Origin of the sequence: Pigmentiphaga sp. CHJ604, from assembly GCF_036972535.1 — a bacterium.
Classification (GTDB): Bacteria; Pseudomonadota; Gammaproteobacteria; order Burkholderiales; family Burkholderiaceae_B; genus Pigmentiphaga; species Pigmentiphaga daeguensis.
Genome location: NZ_CP136998.1, coordinates 5,858,326 through 5,879,297, shown reverse-complemented (window position 1 = coordinate 5,879,297; position 20,972 = coordinate 5,858,326). Strand labels below are relative to the sequence as shown.

Genomic DNA, 20,972 nt, shown 5'->3' with positions numbered 1-20,972 from the left:
CAGCCATCAATGCGATGCTGCGCCAACCCGCATTCCTGCTGCATTTCGCCGGGCCGTCACTGCGGCGGGCAGTGACGGCCCCATCGGCCTCACGCCGAGCCCAGTGGCCCCAGCCTTGCAGCAGCAGGCGTGTTTCCCGGGGCTGTTGGCAGCATTCCGCTGTCAGCCATGCACCCGATGATCTGCCCGATGGGCAGCGATGGAGTCTTCAACATGCGCCTGATCTGATCCAGATGCCGTTGCGCCACCTCGCGCGATGCAGGCTTTGCGGCTTGGCTGCTGGACGATGGCGAAGGAGCGGGCGGCGAGCCATGCTGGCTGTTGCTGACGTCCTGCACGGGTGTCTGCTGTGGGGTGGATTTGCGCGCCGCCCAGAGCTTGAACACGCCTTTCACGGCCTTCTTGATCAACCCGTAGAGGTAGGCGATGGCGTTGTGCACGCCACCTGATTCGCAGCGCACGTCCCACTCGGCCAGCACCGCCAGGCGTTGCTCCAGAGGCAAGCCCCTGAGACGAGCGGTGAGAATCTGCTGCTGATCCTGCGGCAGTTGCCGGAAGCGGATGGGCACATCCGACCGCGATGCCTGGACTTCGGTTGGTGACCGGTACGTATGTACTTCCTTAAATACTTCTTTTTGTACAGTATGTACTGCTGTCGCAGATGCCGGAACGGGTTTCGGAATGCCGCCGCTGGCTTCGGGCACGAGGGCATCCCGCGCAGTTGAGCCACCAGGACTGCCCGGGTCATGGTCGTCGCCACGGTGCTGTAGGCGCCTGATCCGCTCCTGCATCGTTGCGGGCAGCTTTTCCAACCTGTCCGGATGGCGCATGGCCTCATCGAGAATGGACTGCGCCAGTTGGCGGATCGTCGCGCTGACATGGCCGAATGCCCGTTCCAGCAGGGGCAGGTAGTCTTCGTCCTCCATGCAGGCGTCGTCGAACGCGAGGGGCTGATTCCGCACCGCGTAGCGGCTGGCCATCGAGAAGCCGGTCATCGGGTTGCGGCGGTACTCGACCAGCGCAATCCACGTGGACAGTCGCAGGCACAGCACGGCCCTGGACACGGTTTCAAGGGCAGCCCGCTTGCTGCCCGGCGCGCTCGGCAGGTACCCGCGCAGCGCGTCGTAACTGAGAACCACGGTGCCGTCGCTGCCGGCCAGCGCACGGAAAGTCAGCCAAGCGTTGCGTTCCAGTGGTGTCAGCCGCTCATCGAGCAACAGGGCTTTCGGGGTGATGATGTCTGAGGTTGGGTGTGACATGGTGGGGCTCCTGTCGGTATCGGCCAACTGGCCAAAGGAGCCGTCATCTCACCCCGGCATCACCGCTGCCGCAGCCATCAACCCGAACTGCGTGCCTCCCGTTTTTTCGGGCTGAAGCAGGGCGCAACATCCTTGGTGTTCCGGGTCAGGAGGTGGGAAAATGAACCCCCTCTACAGTCATTGGACGTTGCTGAGCGCCGGTGGCCATGTTCGCCGTCCTTGATCGGACCGCTTGCTGACGTGTTGCACCGGCGACGAGAGTGCAGGGAGCGTCCAAGATGGGCCATCCGCCGCTACCAAGGAACACGCTTGGTATTTGGGTCCAAGAATAGGTCCAAGCGCGTTGCGGAACCACCATAAATACCTTGAAAATCAAGGGCATGCGTCAGAAGCGCCGCTTCTGCATCGGGAAGTGAGCGCCGCGGCTCAACGCAGCTCATACCAGGTTCCGCGACCAGCACCATGCTGCATCAGATGGCCCTGCTCCACCAGGGTCCTGAAGTGCTGCTTCAGCGTGTTGCGATTGCCGCTGGTCAGGCGGATCGCCTCGGCCATGGTGATGCGACCGTGCTCACGCACGAATTCGACGATCTGCAACGCCAGATCCGGCAGCCTGGCCAGCACCAGTTTCTCGCGCTCGACCTTGCGTTCCAGCCGGCGTACCTGCTGCGATAGCGCGCGCAGGAAGAACGCCAGCCAGGGATGCCAGTCGGGATTGTCGGTGCGGATGCTGCCCTGGGTCTGGCGCAGCGCGAGGTAATAGGTCTCCTTGTTCTGCTCGATGACGCTTTCGAGCGAGCTGTAGGGCACGTAGGCATAGCCGGCCCGCAACAGCAGCAGAGTGGTCAGCACCCGGCTCAAGCGGCCGTTGCCGTCCTGGAAGGGATGGATTTCCAGGAACACGACCACCCAGATACCGATGATTAGCAGGGGATGCAGGCGGCCGGCGCCGAGCTCCTCGTTGAACCAGGCGACCAGCTCGGCCGCCAGGCGCGGTGTGTCGAAAGGCGTGGCGGTTTCGAACACCACTCCCAACGGTTTGCCTTGTTCGTCGAACGCGGCCACGCTGTTGGTGGTTGTCTTGTAGTTGCCGCGATGCCAGGCGTCCTTGTCGCTGTAGGCCAGCAGGTCGCGGTGCAACTGCCGGATGTGATTCTCTGTCAGTGTGATGTCCTGCCAGGACGAGAACACCAGCTCCATGACCTCGGCATAGCCTGCCACTTCCTGCTCATCGCGGGTCTCGAACGACTTGATCTGCAGGTTAGAGAGCAGGCGTTCGACTTCGCGGTCGGACAGCTTGCTGCCCTCGATCCGGGTCGAGGAACCGATGCTTTCGATGGTCGCGACCCGTCGCAGCGCCGACAATCGGTCCGGCGCGAGCGTGCCCAGGGCGCGCCAAGCTCCCTTGAACTCATCGATGCCGGCGATCAGGCGAAGTATCTCCGGGGTGATCTGGAGGGTGTCGGTACGAATCATGGCATCCAATCCTACACCCATTTACACCCAATTATTGGTTTCTATCCCATTACCACACCCATTTACACCCGTTCTGCAGAAAATGCGATCATCCTGAATCACCTCGACACCAACGCCATCATGAATCCCCTCCGCATCTGGGTAGACGCCGACGCCTGCCCCGCCGTCGTCAAGGACATCCTGTTCCGCGCCGCCGACCGCTGCGCCGTCCAGGTCACGCTGGTCGCCAACCAGATGCTGCGCACGCCGCCGTCGCGCTGGGTGAACGCGGTCCAGGTGCCGCGCGGCTTCGATGTGGCCGATGCCTACATCGCCGGTCAGGCGGCAGAGGGGGATCTCGTGATCACGGGCGACATTCCGCTGGCGGCCGAGGTGCTGAAAAAGGGCGCGGCGGTCCTGAACCCGCGCGGCGAGCGCTATACCGAGGCGACCATAGGCGAGCGCCTGGCCATGCGGGACATGCTGGAGGAACTGCGGTCCAGCGGCGTGGCGACCGGCGGGCCGGCGGCGTTCAGCCAGGCGGACCGGCGGGCGTTCGGCAATGCGCTGGACCGGTTCCTGCAAAACGCCGCGGCTGGCCGGCCTCGCGGGACACCGCCTTCAACCTAACCCAAGCCGGACGGCGCCGCGGCCTTCGCCACCGCCCGCCGCATCCAGCGGAACTGCAACACGACGAGCGTCCCCAGCAGCGCCAGATTCGCCACATTGGACAGCACGCCCGTGAAGAACGCCGGATCGTACGACGCATACCGGTCGTACATGTAGCCCGCCAGCCACCCGCCCACCGCCATGCCGCATCCGCTCATCAGCATCAACGACGGTACGCGCCAATAGGCTTCCTTCGCGGGAAAGGCCTCGCGCACGGCCAGCACATAGGCCGGGATCAGCGCGCTGAAACCCAGCCCGAACGCGATGGAGACGGTGAAAAGGCCGAACTGTTCGGTCACGTACAGGTAGCCGGAAACGGCGGTGGCCTGCATCACGGAGCTGATCAGCGCCGTGCGCAACCCGCCGATGCGGTCGGCGACGAGCCCCCACGCCTGCCGGCTGATGAAGGCCGCGGCCAGCAGGACCGAGAGCATCGCGGCGCCCACGGCCGCCGGCAGGCCGCGGTCGGAGCACAGCGCGACGAGATGGCTTTGCGGCATGGCCATGGGAATGCAGCAGAGGAAGGCCGCGCCCGCCAGCATGGCGAAGGCGATGTTGGGACGCAGCCCGAATACGGTGGACCGTTCGCCGCCCTGGCGATCCGCCGCGCGGACGGCGGTGTCGGCGACGGGCCGCAGGAAGCGCGATGCCAGCATCAGGACGATGCCGGCCTCGAGCAGGCCGTATCCCATCATGGTCGCGCGCCAGCCCCAGGTGGCGATGGTGTGTTCGAACACCAGGGGCCAGACGACGCCGGCGATGTAGCTTCCGCTGGAGAGCAGGGCCAGCGCGGAGCCGCGCCGGCGTTCGAACCATTGGCTGACGTAGACGTACAGCGGCGCGTTCAGGCCGCCCATGCCGAGGAATCCGATGAAGACGCCGTGGCCGATGTACAGCAGCCAGGGTTCGCCCAATGTGGAGATGAACAGCCCCAGGCAGACCGACACGGAACCGGCCATCACGGTCCAGCGCACGCCGAAGCGATGCGCGAGCCGGCCCATCATCACGCCGCCCACGGCGGAGCCGAGCCAGGCCAGCGAGCCTCCCAGCGCGGGCACGGATCGGGCGCCTCCCATTTCGCCGGCGATGGCCTTGAGCCCGACCGTGGAGATGAGCGGAGCGCCGAAGGTCATGCCCAGGCAGCAGAGGGCGGCGGTAGCGATGATCCAGGACGCCCTGGAATCGACCAGTGGAGGGGAAGCCATATCGTCAGACACCCATGCTGGGCCCCGCGCATCAGGCGCGAGGACGACGGCCTGGCGGAAGGCCTGCGGTGGGCTTCCGTCGTCCGCCGGGCGCCAGGGTACCACGATGGGTCCGGGCGCCGCGCGGTAGAATTCGCATGATTTTGTCCCGCAATCGACCGATGTCCGACATCATCCCCGAACAGCCCACCCTCGATCCCCTTTTCATCGCGCTCGGCGAACGCTGTGCTGAAACCCACGAGCATTGCGGCCGCGTGGGCCGACTTGCCTGGATGCTGGGCAGCGCCTGCGGCCTGCCCGCGAACGAACTCGGACTATTGGCCGCGGCCGCGCGCTTCCACGACATAGGCAAGATCGGCATTCCCGACGCGGTCCTGCACAAGCCGGGCCGCCTGGATGCCGAAGAGCGCGAGCTGATGATGACTCATTCCGAGCGCGGCGAGCGCATCTTCGCCGCCGTTCGCTGCGGCGATGCGGGCGTGGTCGCCACGGCCATCCGCCATCACCACGAATGGTTCGACGGCGCGGGCTATCCCGACGGCCTGCATGGAGAGCAGATCCCGCTGCTGTCGCGCATCGTGAGCCTGGCCGACAGCTATGACGCGATGGCCTCGACGCGGCCCTACCAGCGGCCGCGCACGCACGGGGACATCATGCGGATCATGCGCGAGGAACGGGGGCGCAAGAGCGATCCCCGGTTGTTCGACCTGTTCGAGCAGCTGACGCAGCAGCAGGCCTAGCTTCCTGCCGGCAAGGGCACGTCCTGCGCCAGCGGCCGCAGCCGGGGCGACGCCAGCAGATCGCTCGGCAACAGATAGCGTCCCGGCATCAGGGGCAGCGCCAGCGGAGTGAACCGTACCTCCAGGTCCAGCCCGGCATCGCGCCAGGCCTTCCAGACGAGCTCGGTGCAATAGGTCCCCGCCGGATCGGCGATGCGGAACGGACGTCCACGCATGGACAACGCCAGGCCGACGGCGCGACGGCGCGCGTCGTCGCCGGCCTGGACGTGGTAGACCGCGTGCCGCCTGGACCGCCGCGCGTCGGTGAAGAACGCCAGGGTATCGACCACGACGCCGTCGGGCCGGCCGCGCACTTCGGAGGGCGTGGCGTGCACGACCCGCCAGCTTCCCGGCTGGCCCACCAGCATGCCGACGTGGCTGTAGGCGCCACGGTCGACCGCCATGACGGCGGCGCTGACCGCCTCGGTGCCTTCGCGAAAGATCAGATCCCCCTCCCGGGCGCCGGGCGCCAGCGCGTCCGCCGCGTGCGCCGCCGCGCCCAGCAGCGCCAGCAGCAACGCGCCGCCCGACCGGCGCAGCGCGGCGCGGGCGGACGTCACTTGAGCAGGATCTTCCAGGTTCCGTCTTCGTTGACCAGCTTGTGGACCTGGGTCTGGTCCTTGCCGTTCTTGTATTTGATGCGGGCCCGCACCTGCGCGGTCTTGCCCGCCTCGTCGACGGTGACCTGGTCCATCTCGATCTTGTCCAGGCCGTCGTTGGCCTTGATGCGGTTCTGCATTTCGCCCACGATCATCTGGACCTTGCCCTTGGCCTGCACCATCTGCGCGGCGGGCACCTGGGCGAAGGAGATCTGCTCGGTGGCCGTTTCCACGTCGCCCTTGGCCGCCGCGCGATAGAAATCCTCGATGGCGGACTCGGGCTTGCCGCCGGAGCAGGCCGACAACAGCAGCGCGAACAGGGCGAGCAGGAAGATCGAATAGGGACGGGAGGCGAGGCGCATGGGGTTCCTTGTTCTTCGAGATGCAGCCGGACATCCGGCAAACCCCGCAATGATATCGCGCGATTACTGACAGTAACTACCCACTTTCAATGATCGTTCACCATCCTGGCGGCCTTCCTGGTCCTGATGGGCCGAAAACCGATATGCTGTCCGGGCCGGCGCGTGGGCCGGCCCCCACGAACCGGAACCGCTCATGACGCTCGACCTTCCGAGTCTGTTCAACGTCCGCCGCGGCGAGATCCTTCACGTTTCGCTGGCCGTGGGCTTCTTCTTCTGCGTGCTGACCGCGCTGATGATGCTGCGCCCCGCCCGCGAAGCCCTGGGCATGCGCGGCGGCCTGGATGCCGTGCGCTGGCTGTTCGTGGGCACGGCCGTCGTCACGCTGCTGGTCAATCCGGTGTTCGGCCTGCTGGTCAGCCGGTTCCGGCGCATGCAGTTCATCGGCGCGACCTATCTGTTCTTCGCCGCCAGCCTGGCCGGCTTCTACCTGCTGCTGGCCTGGGCGCCGGCGGCCGTGGGCACGGCCAGCGGGCAGGTGTTCTACGTCTGGTTCAGCGTGTTCAACCTGTTCTCGACCATGGTGTTCTGGGCACTGATGGCCGACCGCTTCACGCTGGAGCAGGGCAAGCGCTTCTTCGGCCTGATCTCGGTGGGCGGTACGCTGGGCGCGATTTTCGGGCCATGGCTGGCGTCGGTGCTGGTGCGTGCCGTGGGGACGGCGGGCCTGCTGCTGGTGTCCGCGGGCTTCCTGCTGCTGGCGCTGGCGCTGGGCTGGGGCATCGCGCGCCAGCCGTCCGCCGCGGCCCCCGCCGGGCGGAAAGCCCATGACGCGGAGCGCATCGGCGGCGGCGCCTGGGAGGGCATCAAGGCCCTGGCGCGGTCGCGCTACCTGGCCGGCATCGCGGCCTACGTGGTCATCCTGGCGGTGATGGCGACCTTCCTGTATTTCACGCGGCTGCAGATGGTGGCCGCGCTGGGACACGAACTGGACGGACGCACCGCGCTGTTCGCGCGCATCGACATGCTGACCCAGACCGCCACGCTGGCGATCCAGCTCGTCCTGGCCGGACACCTGATGAAGCGGCTGGGCGTGGCCGTGACGCTGGCCCTGCTGCCGCTGACCACCGCGCTGGGCTTCGTCGGCCTGGCCCTGGTCGGGTCGCTGGCCGCGTTGATCGCCTTCGAGGCCGCGTTCCGCGCGGTGCAGCGGGCCATCATGCGGCCCGCCCGCGAAACGCTGTTCACCGTGCTCGACCGCGAGGACAAGTACAAGGCCAAGGCCTTCATCGACACCTTCGTCTATCGCTTCGGCGACGTGGCCGGCGCGCAGCTCGAAGGCGCGCTGGGCCGGCTGGCGATGGGGTTGTACGCGATCGCCGGCGTGGCCGTGCCGCTGGCCTTCGCCTGGATCGGCCTGGCGTTGTGGCTGGGCCGCGCCCAGCAGCGCATGGCGTCGGCCACTCCGGGCACGGAGCCAGCGGCTTCCACCGCCTTTCCCGTCTTGCAGAAAAGGACCGAACCATGATTACTCGCCGCGCATCGCTGAAACTCGCGCTGGCCGCCACCGCCGCGCCCGCGTGGTCCTGGGGGGCCGATGCCTCCGCGCCGGTCATCACCCGGCCCATCCCCCGCTCCGGCGAACGGCTGCCCGTGGTCGGCCTGGGCAGCTCGGCCACCTTTTCGAGCACCGCGGCGGGCGACGAGAAACAGCGGCTGCGCGAGGTCTTCGCCGCCATGATCGAGCAGGGCGGCACGGTGTTCGACACCGCCCCGGCCTACGGCGCCTCGGAAGAAGTGGCCGGGCAGATCGTGCGCGAGAACGACATGGCCGGCAAGCTGTTCTGGGCCACCAAGCTGAACGTGGCCCGGGGCGGACGGGCCGACCTGGAGCAGGCACGGGCGCAGGTCGAGGCCTCGTTCCAGCGGGTCGGCAAGCCGGTGATCGACCTGATCCAGGTCCACAACATGGGCGACGTCGCGACGCAATTCGGCCTGCTCAGGGAATTGCGCGACCACAAGCGCATCCGCTATGCCGGCGTCACCACCACCTTTCCCCGGCAGTACGACATGCTGGAGCAGGCCATGCGGCACGAACCGCTGGACTTCATCGGCGTGGACTACGCCATCGACAACCGCGTGATGGAAGAACGCGTCCTGCCGCTGGCAGCCGACCGCGGCATCGCGGTGCTGGCCTACGCGCCGTTCGGCCGCACGCGGCTGTGGGACAAGGTGCGCGGCCACGACGTGCCGCCCTGGGCGGCCGAGATCGGCATACGGTCGTGGGCGCAATTCTTCCTGAAGTTCGTGATCGCCCATCCCGCCATCACCTGCGCCACCCCTGCCACCAGCCGCGCCTCCAACGCCATCGACAACCTGGGCGCGGCGCGCGGCGAATTGCCGGATCGCGCGATGCGCGAGCGGATGGCCGCGCACATCGGCAAGCTTTAGCGCGGCCGCTGTCCCGCTCCCGCCGGGAAGGATGGTGGACCAACCCGGCGTCAACGGGATCAGCCCGACATCCGGTGTATCGTTCACTCCCACGCCCGCCCCGGCGCTGGCCATGGCCGCGGGCGAGATCCAGCCCATACAGCCCGAACCCGGAAAGGAAGCCCCGAGATGGACCAGCACGCCGCGCCGCCACGAAGCGACCTTCGCCTGCTACGCCCGATGGGCGGACCGTATCCTGCGCCCGTTCCGACATCGCGGGGGGCCTGACCGTGGCTCCCGCTTCCTTCGAACTGCCCGCCGCGCGGGCCCGCGCGATCTGGCTGCGCGCGCAGCGGCTGGATGCAACGGCACCCTTCGGCGCCGGCCCCGGGGCTGTGGGCCGGGCCATCGAACATCTCGGCTACGTGCAGATCGACACCATCAACGTGATCGAACGCTGCCACCATCACATCCTGTATTCCCGCATTCCCGGCTATCGCCGCGCCGACCTCGAGCAGGCGCAATCGGCGGACAAGAGCGTGTTCGAATACTGGACCCATGCGCTGGCCTACGTGCCGACGGCCGACTACCGGCAATTCGTCGCCGCCATGGACGCGCGCCGCGCGCGGCCCGGGCCCTGGATCGCCGGCGTGGACGAGACGGACTACGCGGCGCTGCTGCGGCGCATCCGCGATGAAGGCGCCCTGTCCATCCGCGACATCGACGAAGCCCTGGTCGAGAAGACCCATCCCTGGGGCAGCCGCAAGCCCTCCAAGCGCGCGCTGCGGCTGGGGTTCTTCGTGGGCGACCTGACGGTCAGCAAGCGCACGGGCATGCTCAAGACCTACGAGTTGTCCAGGCGCCACTTCGGCTGGACACGCCGCCCCCGGCCGGTGGGCGAGGCGAAGTATGCCGAATACCTGCTGCGGCGGGCGCTGCGCTCGCAGGGCATGGTCGGGCTGGACTCGATCTGCTATGGCGACGCCGGCGCCAAACCCGCGGTGCGCGCGCTGATCGACACCCTGGTCAAGAAGAAGGCATTGGTCCCCGTGCACATCGCGGGCCAGGCCAGGACCCAACACTGGATCGAGCCCGCCGCGCTGGACACGCCGGCGCCACCGGCCACCGCCACGCATATCCTGTCGCCCTTCGATCCCCTGGTCATCCAACGCAAGCGGCTGCATGCCTTCTTCGACTACGAACACCGCTTCGAGGCCTACGTGCCGCCCGAGAAGCGCGTGCTGGGCTATTTCGCGCTGCCGGTGCTGGTGGGCGACCAGGTCGTGGCGGCGCTGGACCTGAAGATGGACCGCCAGGCAGGCCGGCTGCTGGTGCAGAAATGGACCTGGATCGCGGCGCAGCGGCCAGCGTGGAAGACGGCCATCGACGAGGCGCTGCACGGGTTCGAGCGTTTCCAGCGCGGGTAACGCTGCCCGGCGGGCCGTCTGCCGTCACTGCGCCAGCTTCACCTGCCCGCTTTCGATCATCGCGCCATAGCGCTTGGACGCCTCCTGCACCACATTGCGGAAATACGCGGGCGTGCTGCCCACCGGCTCGTAGCCCATGGACGCGAAGGATGCGCGCACGGACGGCGACTGGATGGTCTTGACCAGCGCCGCGTTCAACCGCTCCAGCACCGCCGGGGGGATGCCCGCCGGGGCGATGAATCCGACCCAGCCGTCGGTGGTGAAATCCATGCCCGCCTCCTTGAAGGTCGGCACGTCGGGGTAGGCCTCGACCCGCTTCTTGGCCGCGACCGCCAGCGCGCGCACCTTCCCGGTGTCGACGAAGGTCTTGGCGCCCTGGCCGGCCAGCATGTAGTCGATCTGCCCGCCCGCCAGGTCGGCCAGCGCGCCGCTTTCCCCCTTGTAGGGCACGTGCACGGTCTGGATGCCGGCCAGGTTGGCGAAATAGACGTTGTTGAAGTGGAAGCTGGTACCGGCCCCCGGCGTGCCGTAGTTCAACTGGCCCGGCCGGCTCTTGGCCAGGGCGATGAATTCCTTCAGCCCGCCCGACGGCAGGATCTTCTTGCTGGCGACCAGCACCATGAACGTATCGACGGCGATGGTGACGGGCGCGAATTCCTTCAGCGGCTCGATGCCGTAGCCGGGATCGGTCAGCGGCAGGGTCACCATGGTGGCGGGCACGGCCAGTCCTATCGTGTAGCCATCCTTGGGCGCCCGCCGCAGCTGGTCCATGCCGATCTTGCCGCCCGCGCCGGGCTTGTTCTCGACCACCACCGGCTGGCCGAGTTCGCGCGCGGCGCCCTCGGCGACGGTGCGCGCCACCGCATCGGTCAGCCCGCCGGGTGCATAGGGAACGACGATGGTGATCGGCCGGGTGGGCCAGTCCGCCCGCGCCGGGCCGGCGGCGGCCACGGCAAGCGCGGCGATGAGCATGGCGGTGCGTATCATGTATGAGTCTCCTTCCCGCGGGTCAGGCTGCGGTGCCTGCCTCGCTTCCATGGACGAGGATTCTTGGTCACCGGCGGCGGGTTGACGACAGCAACCCGGCCCCGTTCCGGCATGCGGATCTGGCATGATTCCATGCGCAGGCCGGACACGGTTGCGCGTTGTGTAGTCGGAGCCTTCATGGCCATCATTCCCGATATGCGGAAATCCTCTCCCGGCAAGACCCGGACCGCCGGCATCGATGGCCGGCGCGGCGACTTCATGACCTCGCTGGCCAAGGGGCTGGAGATCCTGGCCGCCTTCGAGGTCGGCCATCCCCTGGGCAACCAGGAACTGGTGGCCATCACGGGCCTGCCCAAGACCACGGTCTCGCGCATCACCGGCACGCTGGCATCGCTGGGCTACCTGCGCCTGGACGAACAGAGCCGCAAATACGCCATGGGCGCCCGGGTGCTGGGGCTGGGCGCCAGCGTACAACGCCACATCGGCCTTATGCGCACGGCGCGGCCCCACATGCAGCGCCTGGCGGGCGACCGCGTGCACGGGCTGGTGATCTCGGCCACGCTGGGCTCCTTCGCCCGCAAGTCGGCCGAGGACAAGGTCACCTTCCTGAAGGAACGCATCGACCCGCTCAAGCGCGGCGTGCCCTTCCGTACCGCCGCCGAACCGGTGGTGCGCTCGATGTTCGCGTCGGGCTCGGCCGGCCCGCTGGTGGACCAGGTGCGCGAGGTCGCCCTGTCGATGTCGGCCGACACCTTCTGCGCGGCCATCGAAGCCATCGTGAACTACGACGGCCTGCAGACGATGCGGGAAGTCAGCGTGCCCGCGCTGCTGATCGCCGGCGCGCAGGACAAGGTCGGCCGGCCCGACGGCATGCGCGAGCTCACCGCCGTCATCCCCGGCGCGCGCTTCGTCTGCATCGAGGGCGCCGGCCACTATTCCTTCGCCGAACAGCCCGGGGCCTTCAACGCCGCGCTGCTGTCCTTCCTGGACGGCCTGCCGCAACGCGCCGCCGCCTGAGCGGCCTCCATTCCTCCCGGTGCCTACCGCCATGACGATACAGACCCTGCCCGGCGGCGTGATGTCCACGCTGCAGCCCACCGACCATCCGTTCCTGAACGGCCCGTTCCGGCCGATGTTCAACGAGTACATCGCCGACACCCGCAGCCTGCAGGTCATCGGCGAGATCCCCCGCGACCTGGACGGCATCTTCATCCGCAACACGCACAACCAGATCCACCAGCCGCTGGGCATGTTCCATCCCTTCGACGGCGACGGCATGCTGCATGCCGTGCACTTCCACGACGGCCACGCGACCTACCGCAACCGCTTCGTGCAGACCACGGGCTTCCTGGCCGAGCAGGCCGCCCGCCGGTCGCTGTGGTCGGGCCTGCTGGAACCCGAAAAGGCGTCCCGGCGCGGGTCCGGCGCCATGGGCGCGATGAAGGACAACGCCGGCACCGACATCATCTGCCACGCGGGGCTGCTGCTGGCCACGATGTCGCAGGGCAGCGAACCGTGGCGCCTGGATCCCGTCACGCTGGACACGCTGGGACCCGACATCAACTGGGCGCGCAAGGTCCCCGACGGCATCAGCTCGCACTACAAGGTCGATCCGGAAACCGGCGAGATGATGTTCTTCAACTACCCGGAACACTGGCCATACATGCACTACGGCGTCATCGACCGGAACAACCGCCTGGTGCATTACGTGCCGGTGGAGCTGCCGGGCGCCCGCTGGCCGCACGACCTGGGCATCACCAGGAACTATTCCATCCTGCACGACACGCCGCACTTCTTCGATCCCGAGCTGCTCAAGCGCGGGCAGCACAAGATGACCTTCCATCCCGAGATGCCCGCGCGCTTCGGCGTGATCCCGCGCCACGGCGACGGCTCGCAGGTGCGATGGTTCGAGGCCAAGGCCTGCCACATCCTGCACCTGGCCAATTGCTACGAGGACGGCGACGAGATCGTGATGGACGGCTGCATCATGCCCGAGCCCAAGCTGCACCCGGTGGGCGCGACCGACGGCAAGGACATCTACGCCCGCATCAAGGCGCGGCTGGACAAGCACAACAACCCCACCATGATGCACCGCTGGCGCTTCAACCTGCGCACCGGCACCACCACCGAGCAGTACCTGGACGACGAGATCACCGAGTTCCCGGTCGTCAGCAACGACTACGTGGGCCGGCCCTACCGCTACAGCTACAACGTGCTCTACCAGCCGGGCGAGTGGCTGTTCCGCGGCCTGAAGCGCTTCGACCTGCACACCGGCGCCGTGCAGCGCTACGAATACGGTCCCGGCCGCTACGGCAGCGAACCACAGGTAGCGCGCCGCCTGGGCGCGCGCGGCGAGGACGACGGCTACGTGACCGTGTTCGTCACCGACATGAACCAGGACCGGTCCGAATGCCTGGTGCTGGACGCCCGCGACATCTCGCGCGGGCCGCTGGCCACCATCGTGCTGCCGGAGCGCATCCCCGTGGGCACCCATGCCTGCTGGGTGGAAGGCGACCGCATTCACGGCGAACATCGCGATCCGGCGGCCTGGGCATGACGCCGGCCGAGCTGGTCCTGCTGCCGGGGCTGAACAATACGGCGGCCGTGTTCGATGACGTGAAGGCGGCGCTTCCGGACACCCTGCGCACGCACTGTCCCGACTTGCCCGCGCTGGACACGGTGGAGGATCTGGCCGACCACGTGCTGCGCGATGCCCCCCCGCGCTTCTGGCTGGGCGGCTTCTCGTTCGGCGGCTACGTCGCGATGGCGGTGCTGGATCGGGCGCCCGAACGGATCCAGGGCATCGCGCTGATCTGTTCCGGGCCGGCGGCCGACACGCCGGTCCAGGCGGCCAAACGGCGCGAAGCCATCGCCGGCGCGCGCCAGGGAAGCTACCTGGAGACGGCCGCCGCCTCGACCGCCCCCTTCCATCCGGACAGCCTGGCCCGTCCCGATCTGCTGGCCCGGCGCCGGGCCATCGTGCAGGCCTATGGTGCGCAGCGCTATATCGCGCATTGCCTGGCTTGCATTGCCAGGCCGGATCGCACCGGGCTGCTGGACGGCCGCCACCCGACCCTGCTGGTGACCACCACCCACGACCGCGTCGTCGCGCCGGAGAACCTGGCGCGCCTGGCGGCCGACGTGCCGGGCAGCCGGCTGGAGATAGTGGCGGATGCCGGGCACCTCGTGCCGCTGGAACAACCCCGCGCGCTGGCCGGGGTCCTGGCGCGATGGATCGCGCATGGAGACGCATCATGATGCCGCTTCCCCTGCAGGGACTGCGCGTCTTCGACCTGAGCCAGGGCGTGGCCGGCCCTTACTGCACCATGCTGCTGGCCGCGCAAGGCGCCGATGTGGTGAAGGTCGAACCCTTCGAAGGCGACTGGATACGGTCGGGGCGTAACCAGCATCGCGGGCACACGCCGGCCTCCATCACCGTCAATCTCGGCAAGCGCAGCATCGCGCTCGACCTGAAACATCCCGACGGCCCGGACGTGGCGCGCCGCATCGCCGCCGGCTGCGAAATCGTGATCGAAAGCTTCCGTCCCGGCGTGGCCGCGCGGCTGGGCCTGGACGATGCCACGCTGCGCGCCGGCCGGCCGGACCTGATCTACGCCTCGGTCTCGGGCTTCGGCCAGGACGGACCGCTGAGCCGGCGCGGCGTCGTGGACCAGATCATGCAGGCATTCTGCGGCTGGATGACCCTGAACGCCGATGCCGCGGGCCAACCCCAGCGCACGCGCAACGTCGTGCTGGCCGACCAGGTCACCGGACTCTACGCGTACCAGGCCGTCGGCGGCGCCCTGATCGGCAAGCTGCGCCACGGCAACGGCGCGCGCCTGGACATCTCGCTGATGGGCGCCATGGCAGCCTTTCTCGCGCCGCGGCTGGTGGCCGTCGGCACCGGCGGCGGCGAGGCCGGACAGGTCTATTTCGCCGCCCCCACCGGCGAATACCCCACGCGCGCCGGCACGTTGATGCTGGCCGCCCGCAAGCCCGCGGAGTACCAGCGCTTCTGTGAGGCCATCGGCCGTCCCGATCTGCATACGGACGAGCGCTATGCCACGCAGGAAGCGCGCAACCGCAACGCCGCCGGGCTCGACCGCGAGATCGCCGCCAGCCTGTCCACGCGCACCGCCGAGGAATGGGAGACCCTGCTGAACGAGCGCGGCGTCATGGCCAGCGTCGTGCGCAGCGTCGGCCAGTTCATGGCGTCCGAACAGATGCGGTTCGCCGGGCTGGTGGAAACGGTGGACGTGGCGGGCGTGGGCGAGTGCCCGCTCGTGCGGCTGCCCGGCGCGCCCGCCTGGTCGGCGCGGGCGCGTGTACCCGCCGTGCCCGCGATCGGACAGAACGGCGGCGACATCCTGCGCGAAGCCGGCCTGGCCGAGCGCGACATCCGGCAACTGGCCGCCGCCCGGTGTGTGCGCCTGCCCACAACGCAAGAAGAAGTGCCCTCCCATGTCTCGTGAACTCCTGCGCGGCCTGCGCCTGCCCGTCGTCTCGGCTCCCATGTTCCTGCTGTCCGGGCCGGAACTCGTGCTTGCCGCATGCAAGGCCGGCATCGTGGGCGCCTTCCCCACCCCCAACGCGCGTCCGATCGACGTGTTGGACCAATGGATGCGCGCCATCACCGAAGGCCTGGAAGCGGCGCGCGCCGCCGATCCTCACGCGCGGCTCGGCCCCTGGGCGGCGAACCTGGTCACCCATTCCTCGAACTCCCGGCTGCCCGAGGACCTGGCGCTGGTCGCCCGCTACCGGCCGCCCATCGTCATCACCGCGCTGGGCAGCCCGCGGCCCGCCATCGACATCGTGCACGGCTACGGCGGCATCGTGCTGGCCGACGTGATCGACCTGCGGCTGGCCCGCAAGGCCATCGCCGCCGGCGCCGACGGACTGGCCTGCGTCAGCGCCGGGGCGGGCGGCCATACCGGCAGCCTGTCGCCCTTCGCCTTCATCAGCGCCGTGCGGCAGTTCTTCGACGGCATCATCGCGGTCGGCGGCGGCATCGCCGACGGCTGGGGCGCGGCCGGCGCGATTGCCGCCGGGGCGGACCTGGTCTACATGGGCACCCGCTTCCTGGCGACCCGGGAAAGCCGGGCGCCCGAAGCCTACAAGCAGATGGTGGTCGAGTGCGACACCGAACAGTTGATCGTCAGCAGCGGCATCACCGGCACGCCGGCGAGCTGGCTCAAGCCGTCGCTGGCGGCCAACGGCATCGATCCCGATACGCTGGCCGCCAGCAGCACCCGGCACTACGACAGCAACACGCCCTTCGCGAAGAAACGCTGGCTGGACGTGTGGGCCGCGGGGCAGGGGTTGGGGGTGATAGGGGACGTACCGGACGTGGCGGAACTGGTGGATCGGCTGGAGCGGGAGTACCGGCAGGCGAGCGAGCGGTTCGATTTGCTGCGCGGCGCGGCGGAGCCGCTCTTCGGCGCGCATCGGAAGTCTGGTTCGGCCGGGCGTTGACAGCCACTCACACCGCGATGATAATGCGAACCATTCCTATCTTCTAGACGCGACAGGTCAGCCGTCTGTTTCCAACGCCGCCGGTCGATGGGACGCCCATCCCATGGTCCTGGACGCTTCGTGGTTGCCCACTACTACAGAGAACTGCTGAATTTCTGTGCCCGAGCGGTCAACAACCGCGATGCGGCGGCCGACATCGTGCAGGAATGCTATGCGCGCTTCCTGGCCATCCAGCGCAGGCAGCCGATCGCGGAGCCCCGGGCGTTGCTGTACCAGACGGCGCGCCATATCATGGTGGACCAGCATCGGCGCGAGCTCGTGCGCGGCCACGAAAGCATCGACTTGCTGGCCGAGGCCGAGCATCCGGCGATACCGTCCCAGTCGCAGCCTGATGCGATCCTGTCATCGACTCAACGAGTACGAGCCTATGTCTCCGCCATCGAGGCGCTGCCGCCCCGTTGCCGCGAGGCCTTCGTCCTGCACGTGTTCGACGGCCTGTCGCACACCCAGATCGCCCAGCGCATGAATACCTCGGTCAGCATGGTGGAAAAGCACGTGGCCCGCGGCCGGCTGGCTTGCCGCGCCTGCGAAAAACGATTGCAGGGACAGGATGCTCCGCAAGCCGGGGCAGACGTACCGGGCGTCAGGATTCCATGAAGCCGAACGACGCCGATCTGCGCGAGTTGGACGGGTACGTTCAGACTCAGGACGAAGTGGAACTGCAGGCCGCCTTGTGGGTGTCGCGCGGGAAGGACGGCATGGATGAAGCCTCCGCGAGCCGGCTCCAGGCATGGCTGGCCGCGGATCCCGCTCATGTCGAGGCCTATCGTGCCATGGAAGAAAGCTTCCAGCGGGTCAGCGCGCTTCCGGAACATGCCATTGAATCGATCAGGACGGGCCTGAACCGGCGCGGCCCGCCGGCCGCCATGGCCGGAGCTGGGACGGCCCGGCGGTCTCGCCCATCTCTGTCCGCTCGCCTGGTGCCCCGCCTGGGCTGGGCATGGCCGTGGGCGGCCACGGCCGTCGCGACGGTGGTGTTGATGGCGGGCTGGGCCGGTTTGGAGCACTGGCGCAGCAAACCCGTTTTCGCCGGCGACTACGTCACGGCCCGAGGCCAGCGCCTCGATGTCGAGCTGCCCGATGGCAGCATACTGCAGTTGGACACCGCCACGCGGGTCCAGGTGCACCTGTATCGGCATCGGCGCGATGCAAAGCTGCTGGACGGTCAAGCCATGTTCGCGGTCAGCGCCGATCCGACCCGCCCCTTCGACGTCGCGGCGGGCGCCGCGCGAGTCACCGTCGTGGGCACGCGCTTCTCGGTGCGGTATACGCATGACGGCCTCGACGCGGGCAAGGCTATCGTCGCGGTCGAGTCGGGACAGGTGCGGGTAACCGGCGTCCCAAGACAGGAAGAACGGAAGACGGCGGCCGGCGACCGTGTCGAGCTGCATGCGGGGCAGAGCGTCACGGCCAACGAAGCTGGCCGGCTGGAGGCGATCGTCGATCTGCCCGTGCAAGCCGTGGGTGCCTGGCGCGCGGACCGGGTGACCTTCGGCGATACGCCGCTGGCCCTGGCGCTGGCCGAGTTCGAGCGCTATGCCGACACCGGTCTGGTAGTTCGGGATCCCGCGGTAGCCGACCTGCGCCTCGGGGGCAGCTTCGACCTGAGACAGGCCGGGGCTTTCGCGCAGGCGCTGCCACGACTGTTGCCGGTACGGCTGGAGCGGCGCGGCGGCACGACCGAGATCGTCGGCCTGCGCTGACAAAACGACCCGGGTCCCGGCACCCGGAAAAAACTTCCAGTCCTCTGTTTCGCCACACATGCGGGTTTTGCCGCCCCGTACGACTACATCAGTAGTGCTTCTCGTTTCCATTACTGTTCGGAGTCGACAACCATGCGGCCGTTGCGCCCTATCCTCGTTCCCCTGGCTTGCGTCGCCATGCTGGTGGCCGGCCTTCCTGCCGCTGCCCAATCGGTCCCTGCCGCCCTGGACGTCTCGCTTGCCAGCCAGCCGCTTGGACAGGCGCTCAACGAATTGGCGCGCCAGGCCGGGCTACAGCTCTTGTTCTCTCCCGAACTGGTGGCGGGCAAGGTGGCGCCGGCCGTATCCGGCCGCATGACCCCCAGGCAGGCGCTGGACCGGCTCCTGGCCGCAACCGGACTGGAAGCGGTCAGCGAAGGCAATACCGTGATCGTGAGGGCCGCTTCGCACTCGGGTCCGGCCACGATGCTGGCGCCGGTCGTCGTCACCGCCAATCTCGAAAGGGAGAATGCCTACGGACCGGTCTCTGGCTACGTAGCCAGGCGCAGCTCGACCGGCAGCAAGACGGATTCGCCGATCATCGAAACTCCGCAGTCGATTTCGGTGATCACCGCCGACCGCATCCAGGCGATCGGCGCCACGACACTCAAGGACGCGTTGAGCTACACCCCCGGCGTCGGCATCTCGCCCTACGGCATCGACTCTCGTTTCGACTGGATCACCGTGCGGGGCTTCGACGCCTACAGCCCCGGGTTCTATATGGACGGCCTGCCCCTGCGCAACAACGGGAACTTCGGCCTCTGGAAGATCGAGAACTACGGCGCGGAACGCATCGAGATCTTGCGGGGGCCGGCTTCCGTGCTCTACGGACAGGGCAACCCGGGTGGCGTCGTCAATGTCATCAGCAAGCGTCCCACGGCGGAACCCGTGCGGGAACTGCAGGTACAGATGGGCGACCATCGGCGCAAGCAGGTCGCCGCCGACTTCTCGGGCCCGCTGGACGCCGACGGCAAGCTGCTGTATCGCATCACGGGCGTGGTTCGCGATGGGGAGCTCGGCCAAGGCGGCATGCGGGACGACCATACCTATATCGCGCCCTCGTTGACCTGGCAGCCCTCGAGCGATACGTCGCTGACACTGCTGTCGCAATTGGGCCGCATTCGTGCCGGTGCGCTGACCCGCGTAGCGCCTGAATACGGATCTCTCGTGCCCACCCCCATCGGCACCCGGATACCTGATTCATTGTTCATCGGCGATCGCAATTTCGATCGCCTGAACCAGGACCAGCAAATGGTCGGATACCAATTCGAACATCGCTTCGACGACACCTGGACCGTGCGCCAGAATGCCCGCTACGCACATCTCGATGTCGACTACCGGCAACTGAGCGGCCCGCGTTTCGTTACGGTGAACGACAACGACGCGCTCGATCCGGCCAACTTCCGGCTGCTGTCGCGTACGCCCTTCAGCAGCAAGGAGAAGATGACGGCCTTGGCCATCGACAATCAACTGCAAGCCGATGTTCGAGCCGGGGACTGGCAGCACAAGCTGTTGTTCGGGCTGGACCACCAGCGCACCCGGATAGACCAGGTCAGCCGCAGCAGCGGCACCGCGCCCGTGCTGGACATCTACGCGCCCGTCTATGGCGGCGCGGTGGAACTCGCCGATCCCTACACCGACGGCATCACCCGGCTGTCGCAGACCGGCGCCTACGTCCAGGACCAGATCAAATGGCGCGAAAAATGGGTCTTCACGCTGGGAGGCCGTTACGACAGCGCCGAAGCCAAGACCTTCAGCCGTGCCGATGGCACGACGACGATCATGAAGGACCACAAGTTCACCGCCCGCGGCGGGGTCGTGTACCTGGCGCCCGGCGGCTGGGCTCCTTACCTGAGCTATGCGCAGTCGTTCATCCCTACGCTCGCGCTCGATCCGGCGACGGGCGAGGCCTTCAAGCCCGAGACCGCCCGCCAGTACGAAGCCGGCGTCCGCTATCTGCCCCCGGGGCGCAAGGAGAGCTACAGCGCGGCGGTCTTCGACCTGCGGCGCCAGAACTACGTCACCTACGACGTGAACTTCCAGCCCCGCCAGACCGGCGAGGTGTCGGTGCGCGGGATTGAACTCGAGGCCACGGCCGCACTGACGCACCAATTGAACGTGACGGCTTCCTACAGCTTCACGCCCCGGGCCATCGTCACGGGCAGCGCCAATCCCGACGAGATCGGCAAACAGGCAACCGCCGTGCCCCGCCACAGGCTGTCGATATGGGGCGACTATCGCTTCGCGAGCGGCGTAAAGGTGGGCCTGGGCATGCGCTATACCGGCACGACCCGGGGCGAGAACGAAACGGCGTCCGCGAAGATTCCGGCCGTCACGATCTTCGATGCCATGCTTGGCTACGACATCGACCGCTGGAGCCTGGCCTTGAACCTGCGCAATCTTGCCGGCAAGACCTACATCGCCAACTGCGGATTCGGCAACTGCTACTACGGACCGGCGCGCTCCGTGGTAGCCACCGCCACCTATCGCTGGTAGCCACCAGGGGGGACTGGCGAACACCAGGCGGAA

At 67.9% G+C, this 20,972-nt stretch carries 19 protein-coding genes; 13 read left to right on the top strand and 6 right to left on the bottom strand.

Translation table 11 applies throughout. The annotated features are described in order from the left end of the window. Nucleotides 1–89 precede the first annotated feature (89 nt). Complete coding sequence (locus R4823_RS28345) at nt 90–1,259, bottom strand: STY4528 family pathogenicity island replication protein (RefSeq protein WP_338616974.1); 1,170 nt, start codon at nt 1,257–1,259, stop codon at nt 90–92. 426 nt (nt 1,260–1,685) lie between these two features. Next, nucleotides 1,686–2,735 carry a Fic family protein gene (locus R4823_RS28340; RefSeq protein ID WP_087839049.1) on the bottom strand — a complete coding sequence of 350 codons (1,050 nt, stop codon included), beginning with the start codon at nt 2,733–2,735 and terminating at the stop codon, nt 1,686–1,688. Nucleotides 2,736–2,855: 120 nt separating this feature from the next. On the opposite strand from R4823_RS28340, the gene R4823_RS28335 reads away from it, so the two are divergent. Further along, a complete protein-coding gene (locus R4823_RS28335) occupies nt 2,856–3,344 on the top strand; it encodes a YaiI/YqxD family protein (RefSeq protein ID WP_279817113.1) in 489 nt (162 codons plus the stop codon). On the opposite strand, the gene R4823_RS28330 is transcribed toward R4823_RS28335, so the two are convergent. Next, nucleotides 3,341–4,588, bottom strand: a complete 1,248-nt coding sequence (locus R4823_RS28330; protein WP_087839051.1) for an MFS transporter — start codon at nt 4,586–4,588, stop codon at nt 3,341–3,343. The two genes, R4823_RS28335 and R4823_RS28330, sit on opposite strands and share 4 nt — an antisense overlap. A gap of 161 nt (nt 4,589–4,749) precedes the next feature. Between R4823_RS28330 and R4823_RS28325 the strand changes: the two genes are divergently transcribed. Next, entirely contained in the window at nt 4,750–5,328 is a 579-nt protein-coding gene (locus R4823_RS28325; RefSeq protein WP_338616971.1) for an HD domain-containing phosphohydrolase, read from the top strand. On the opposite strand, the gene R4823_RS28320 is transcribed toward R4823_RS28325, so the two are convergent. Together R4823_RS28320 and R4823_RS28315 are read right to left on the bottom strand one after the other, a co-directional pair. Next, nucleotides 5,325–5,927 (bottom strand): YiiX/YebB-like N1pC/P60 family cysteine hydrolase, encoded by a 603-nt coding sequence (locus R4823_RS28320; RefSeq protein ID WP_165963249.1) that lies wholly within the window; start codon nt 5,925–5,927, stop codon nt 5,325–5,327. The genes R4823_RS28325 and R4823_RS28320 overlap by 4 nt on opposite strands. Further along, a complete protein-coding gene (locus tag R4823_RS28315; protein WP_087839053.1) occupies nt 5,924–6,328 on the bottom strand; it encodes a DUF4878 domain-containing protein in 405 nt (134 codons plus the stop codon). Before R4823_RS28315 ends, R4823_RS28320 begins: the two co-directional genes overlap by 4 nt. Before the next feature lie 193 nt (nt 6,329–6,521). On the opposite strand from R4823_RS28315, the gene R4823_RS28310 reads away from it, so the two are divergent. From R4823_RS28310 to R4823_RS28300, 3 genes are all read left to right on the top strand, one after another. Beyond that, nucleotides 6,522–7,853 (top strand): MFS transporter, encoded by a 1,332-nt coding sequence (locus tag R4823_RS28310; protein WP_338616969.1) that lies wholly within the window; start codon nt 6,522–6,524, stop codon nt 7,851–7,853. Then, nucleotides 7,850–8,776: an aldo/keto reductase gene (locus R4823_RS28305; RefSeq protein ID WP_087839055.1), complete on the top strand. Its 927-nt coding sequence runs from the start codon at nt 7,850–7,852 to the stop codon at nt 8,774–8,776. The genes R4823_RS28310 and R4823_RS28305 overlap by 4 nt, the downstream gene beginning before the upstream one ends. Nucleotides 8,777–9,045: 269 nt before the next feature. Further along, nucleotides 9,046–10,182, top strand: coding sequence for a crosslink repair DNA glycosylase YcaQ family protein (locus R4823_RS28300; protein WP_176400745.1), 1,137 nt, complete (start codon nt 9,046–9,048; stop codon nt 10,180–10,182). 24 nt (nt 10,183–10,206) lie between these two features. Here R4823_RS28300 and R4823_RS28295 read toward each other — a convergent pair whose 3' ends face one another. Further along, nucleotides 10,207–11,169 (bottom strand): tripartite tricarboxylate transporter substrate binding protein, encoded by a 963-nt coding sequence (locus R4823_RS28295; RefSeq protein ID WP_132980197.1) that lies wholly within the window; start codon nt 11,167–11,169, stop codon nt 10,207–10,209. Between the two features lie 177 nt (nt 11,170–11,346). Here R4823_RS28295 and R4823_RS28290 point away from each other — a divergent pair, with 177 nt between their 5' ends. The 8 genes from R4823_RS28290 to R4823_RS28255 all read left to right on the top strand — a co-directional run bounded on the left by R4823_RS28290 (nt 11,347) and on the right by R4823_RS28255 (nt 20,939). Beyond that, nucleotides 11,347–12,186 (top strand): alpha/beta fold hydrolase, encoded by an 840-nt coding sequence (locus R4823_RS28290; RefSeq protein ID WP_338616968.1) that lies wholly within the window; start codon nt 11,347–11,349, stop codon nt 12,184–12,186. Between the two features lie 31 nt (nt 12,187–12,217). Beyond that, complete coding sequence (locus tag R4823_RS28285) at nt 12,218–13,726, top strand: carotenoid oxygenase family protein (protein WP_338616967.1); 1,509 nt, start codon at nt 12,218–12,220, stop codon at nt 13,724–13,726. Further along, nucleotides 13,723–14,427: an alpha/beta fold hydrolase gene (locus R4823_RS28280; protein WP_338616965.1), complete on the top strand. Its 705-nt coding sequence runs from the start codon at nt 13,723–13,725 to the stop codon at nt 14,425–14,427. Before R4823_RS28285 ends, R4823_RS28280 begins: the two co-directional genes overlap by 4 nt. Further along, complete coding sequence (locus R4823_RS28275) at nt 14,424–15,641, top strand: CoA transferase (protein ID WP_338616964.1); 1,218 nt, start codon at nt 14,424–14,426, stop codon at nt 15,639–15,641. Before R4823_RS28280 ends, R4823_RS28275 begins: the two co-directional genes overlap by 4 nt. After that, complete coding sequence (locus R4823_RS28270; protein ID WP_338616963.1) at nt 15,631–16,641, top strand: nitronate monooxygenase; 1,011 nt, start codon at nt 15,631–15,633, stop codon at nt 16,639–16,641. The genes R4823_RS28275 and R4823_RS28270 overlap by 11 nt, the downstream gene beginning before the upstream one ends. A gap of 120 nt (nt 16,642–16,761) precedes the next feature. Then, a complete protein-coding gene (locus R4823_RS28265) occupies nt 16,762–17,298 on the top strand; it encodes a sigma-70 family RNA polymerase sigma factor (protein WP_176400748.1) in 537 nt (178 codons plus the stop codon). After that, nucleotides 17,295–18,404: a FecR domain-containing protein gene (locus tag R4823_RS28260; RefSeq protein WP_338616961.1), complete on the top strand. Its 1,110-nt coding sequence runs from the start codon at nt 17,295–17,297 to the stop codon at nt 18,402–18,404. Before R4823_RS28265 ends, R4823_RS28260 begins: the two co-directional genes overlap by 4 nt. A 132-nt stretch (nt 18,405–18,536) precedes the next feature. After that, nucleotides 18,537–20,939 carry a TonB-dependent siderophore receptor gene (locus R4823_RS28255; protein ID WP_338616960.1) on the top strand — a complete coding sequence of 801 codons (2,403 nt, stop codon included), beginning with the start codon at nt 18,537–18,539 and terminating at the stop codon, nt 20,937–20,939. The last annotated feature ends 33 nt before the right edge of the window (nt 20,940–20,972 follow it).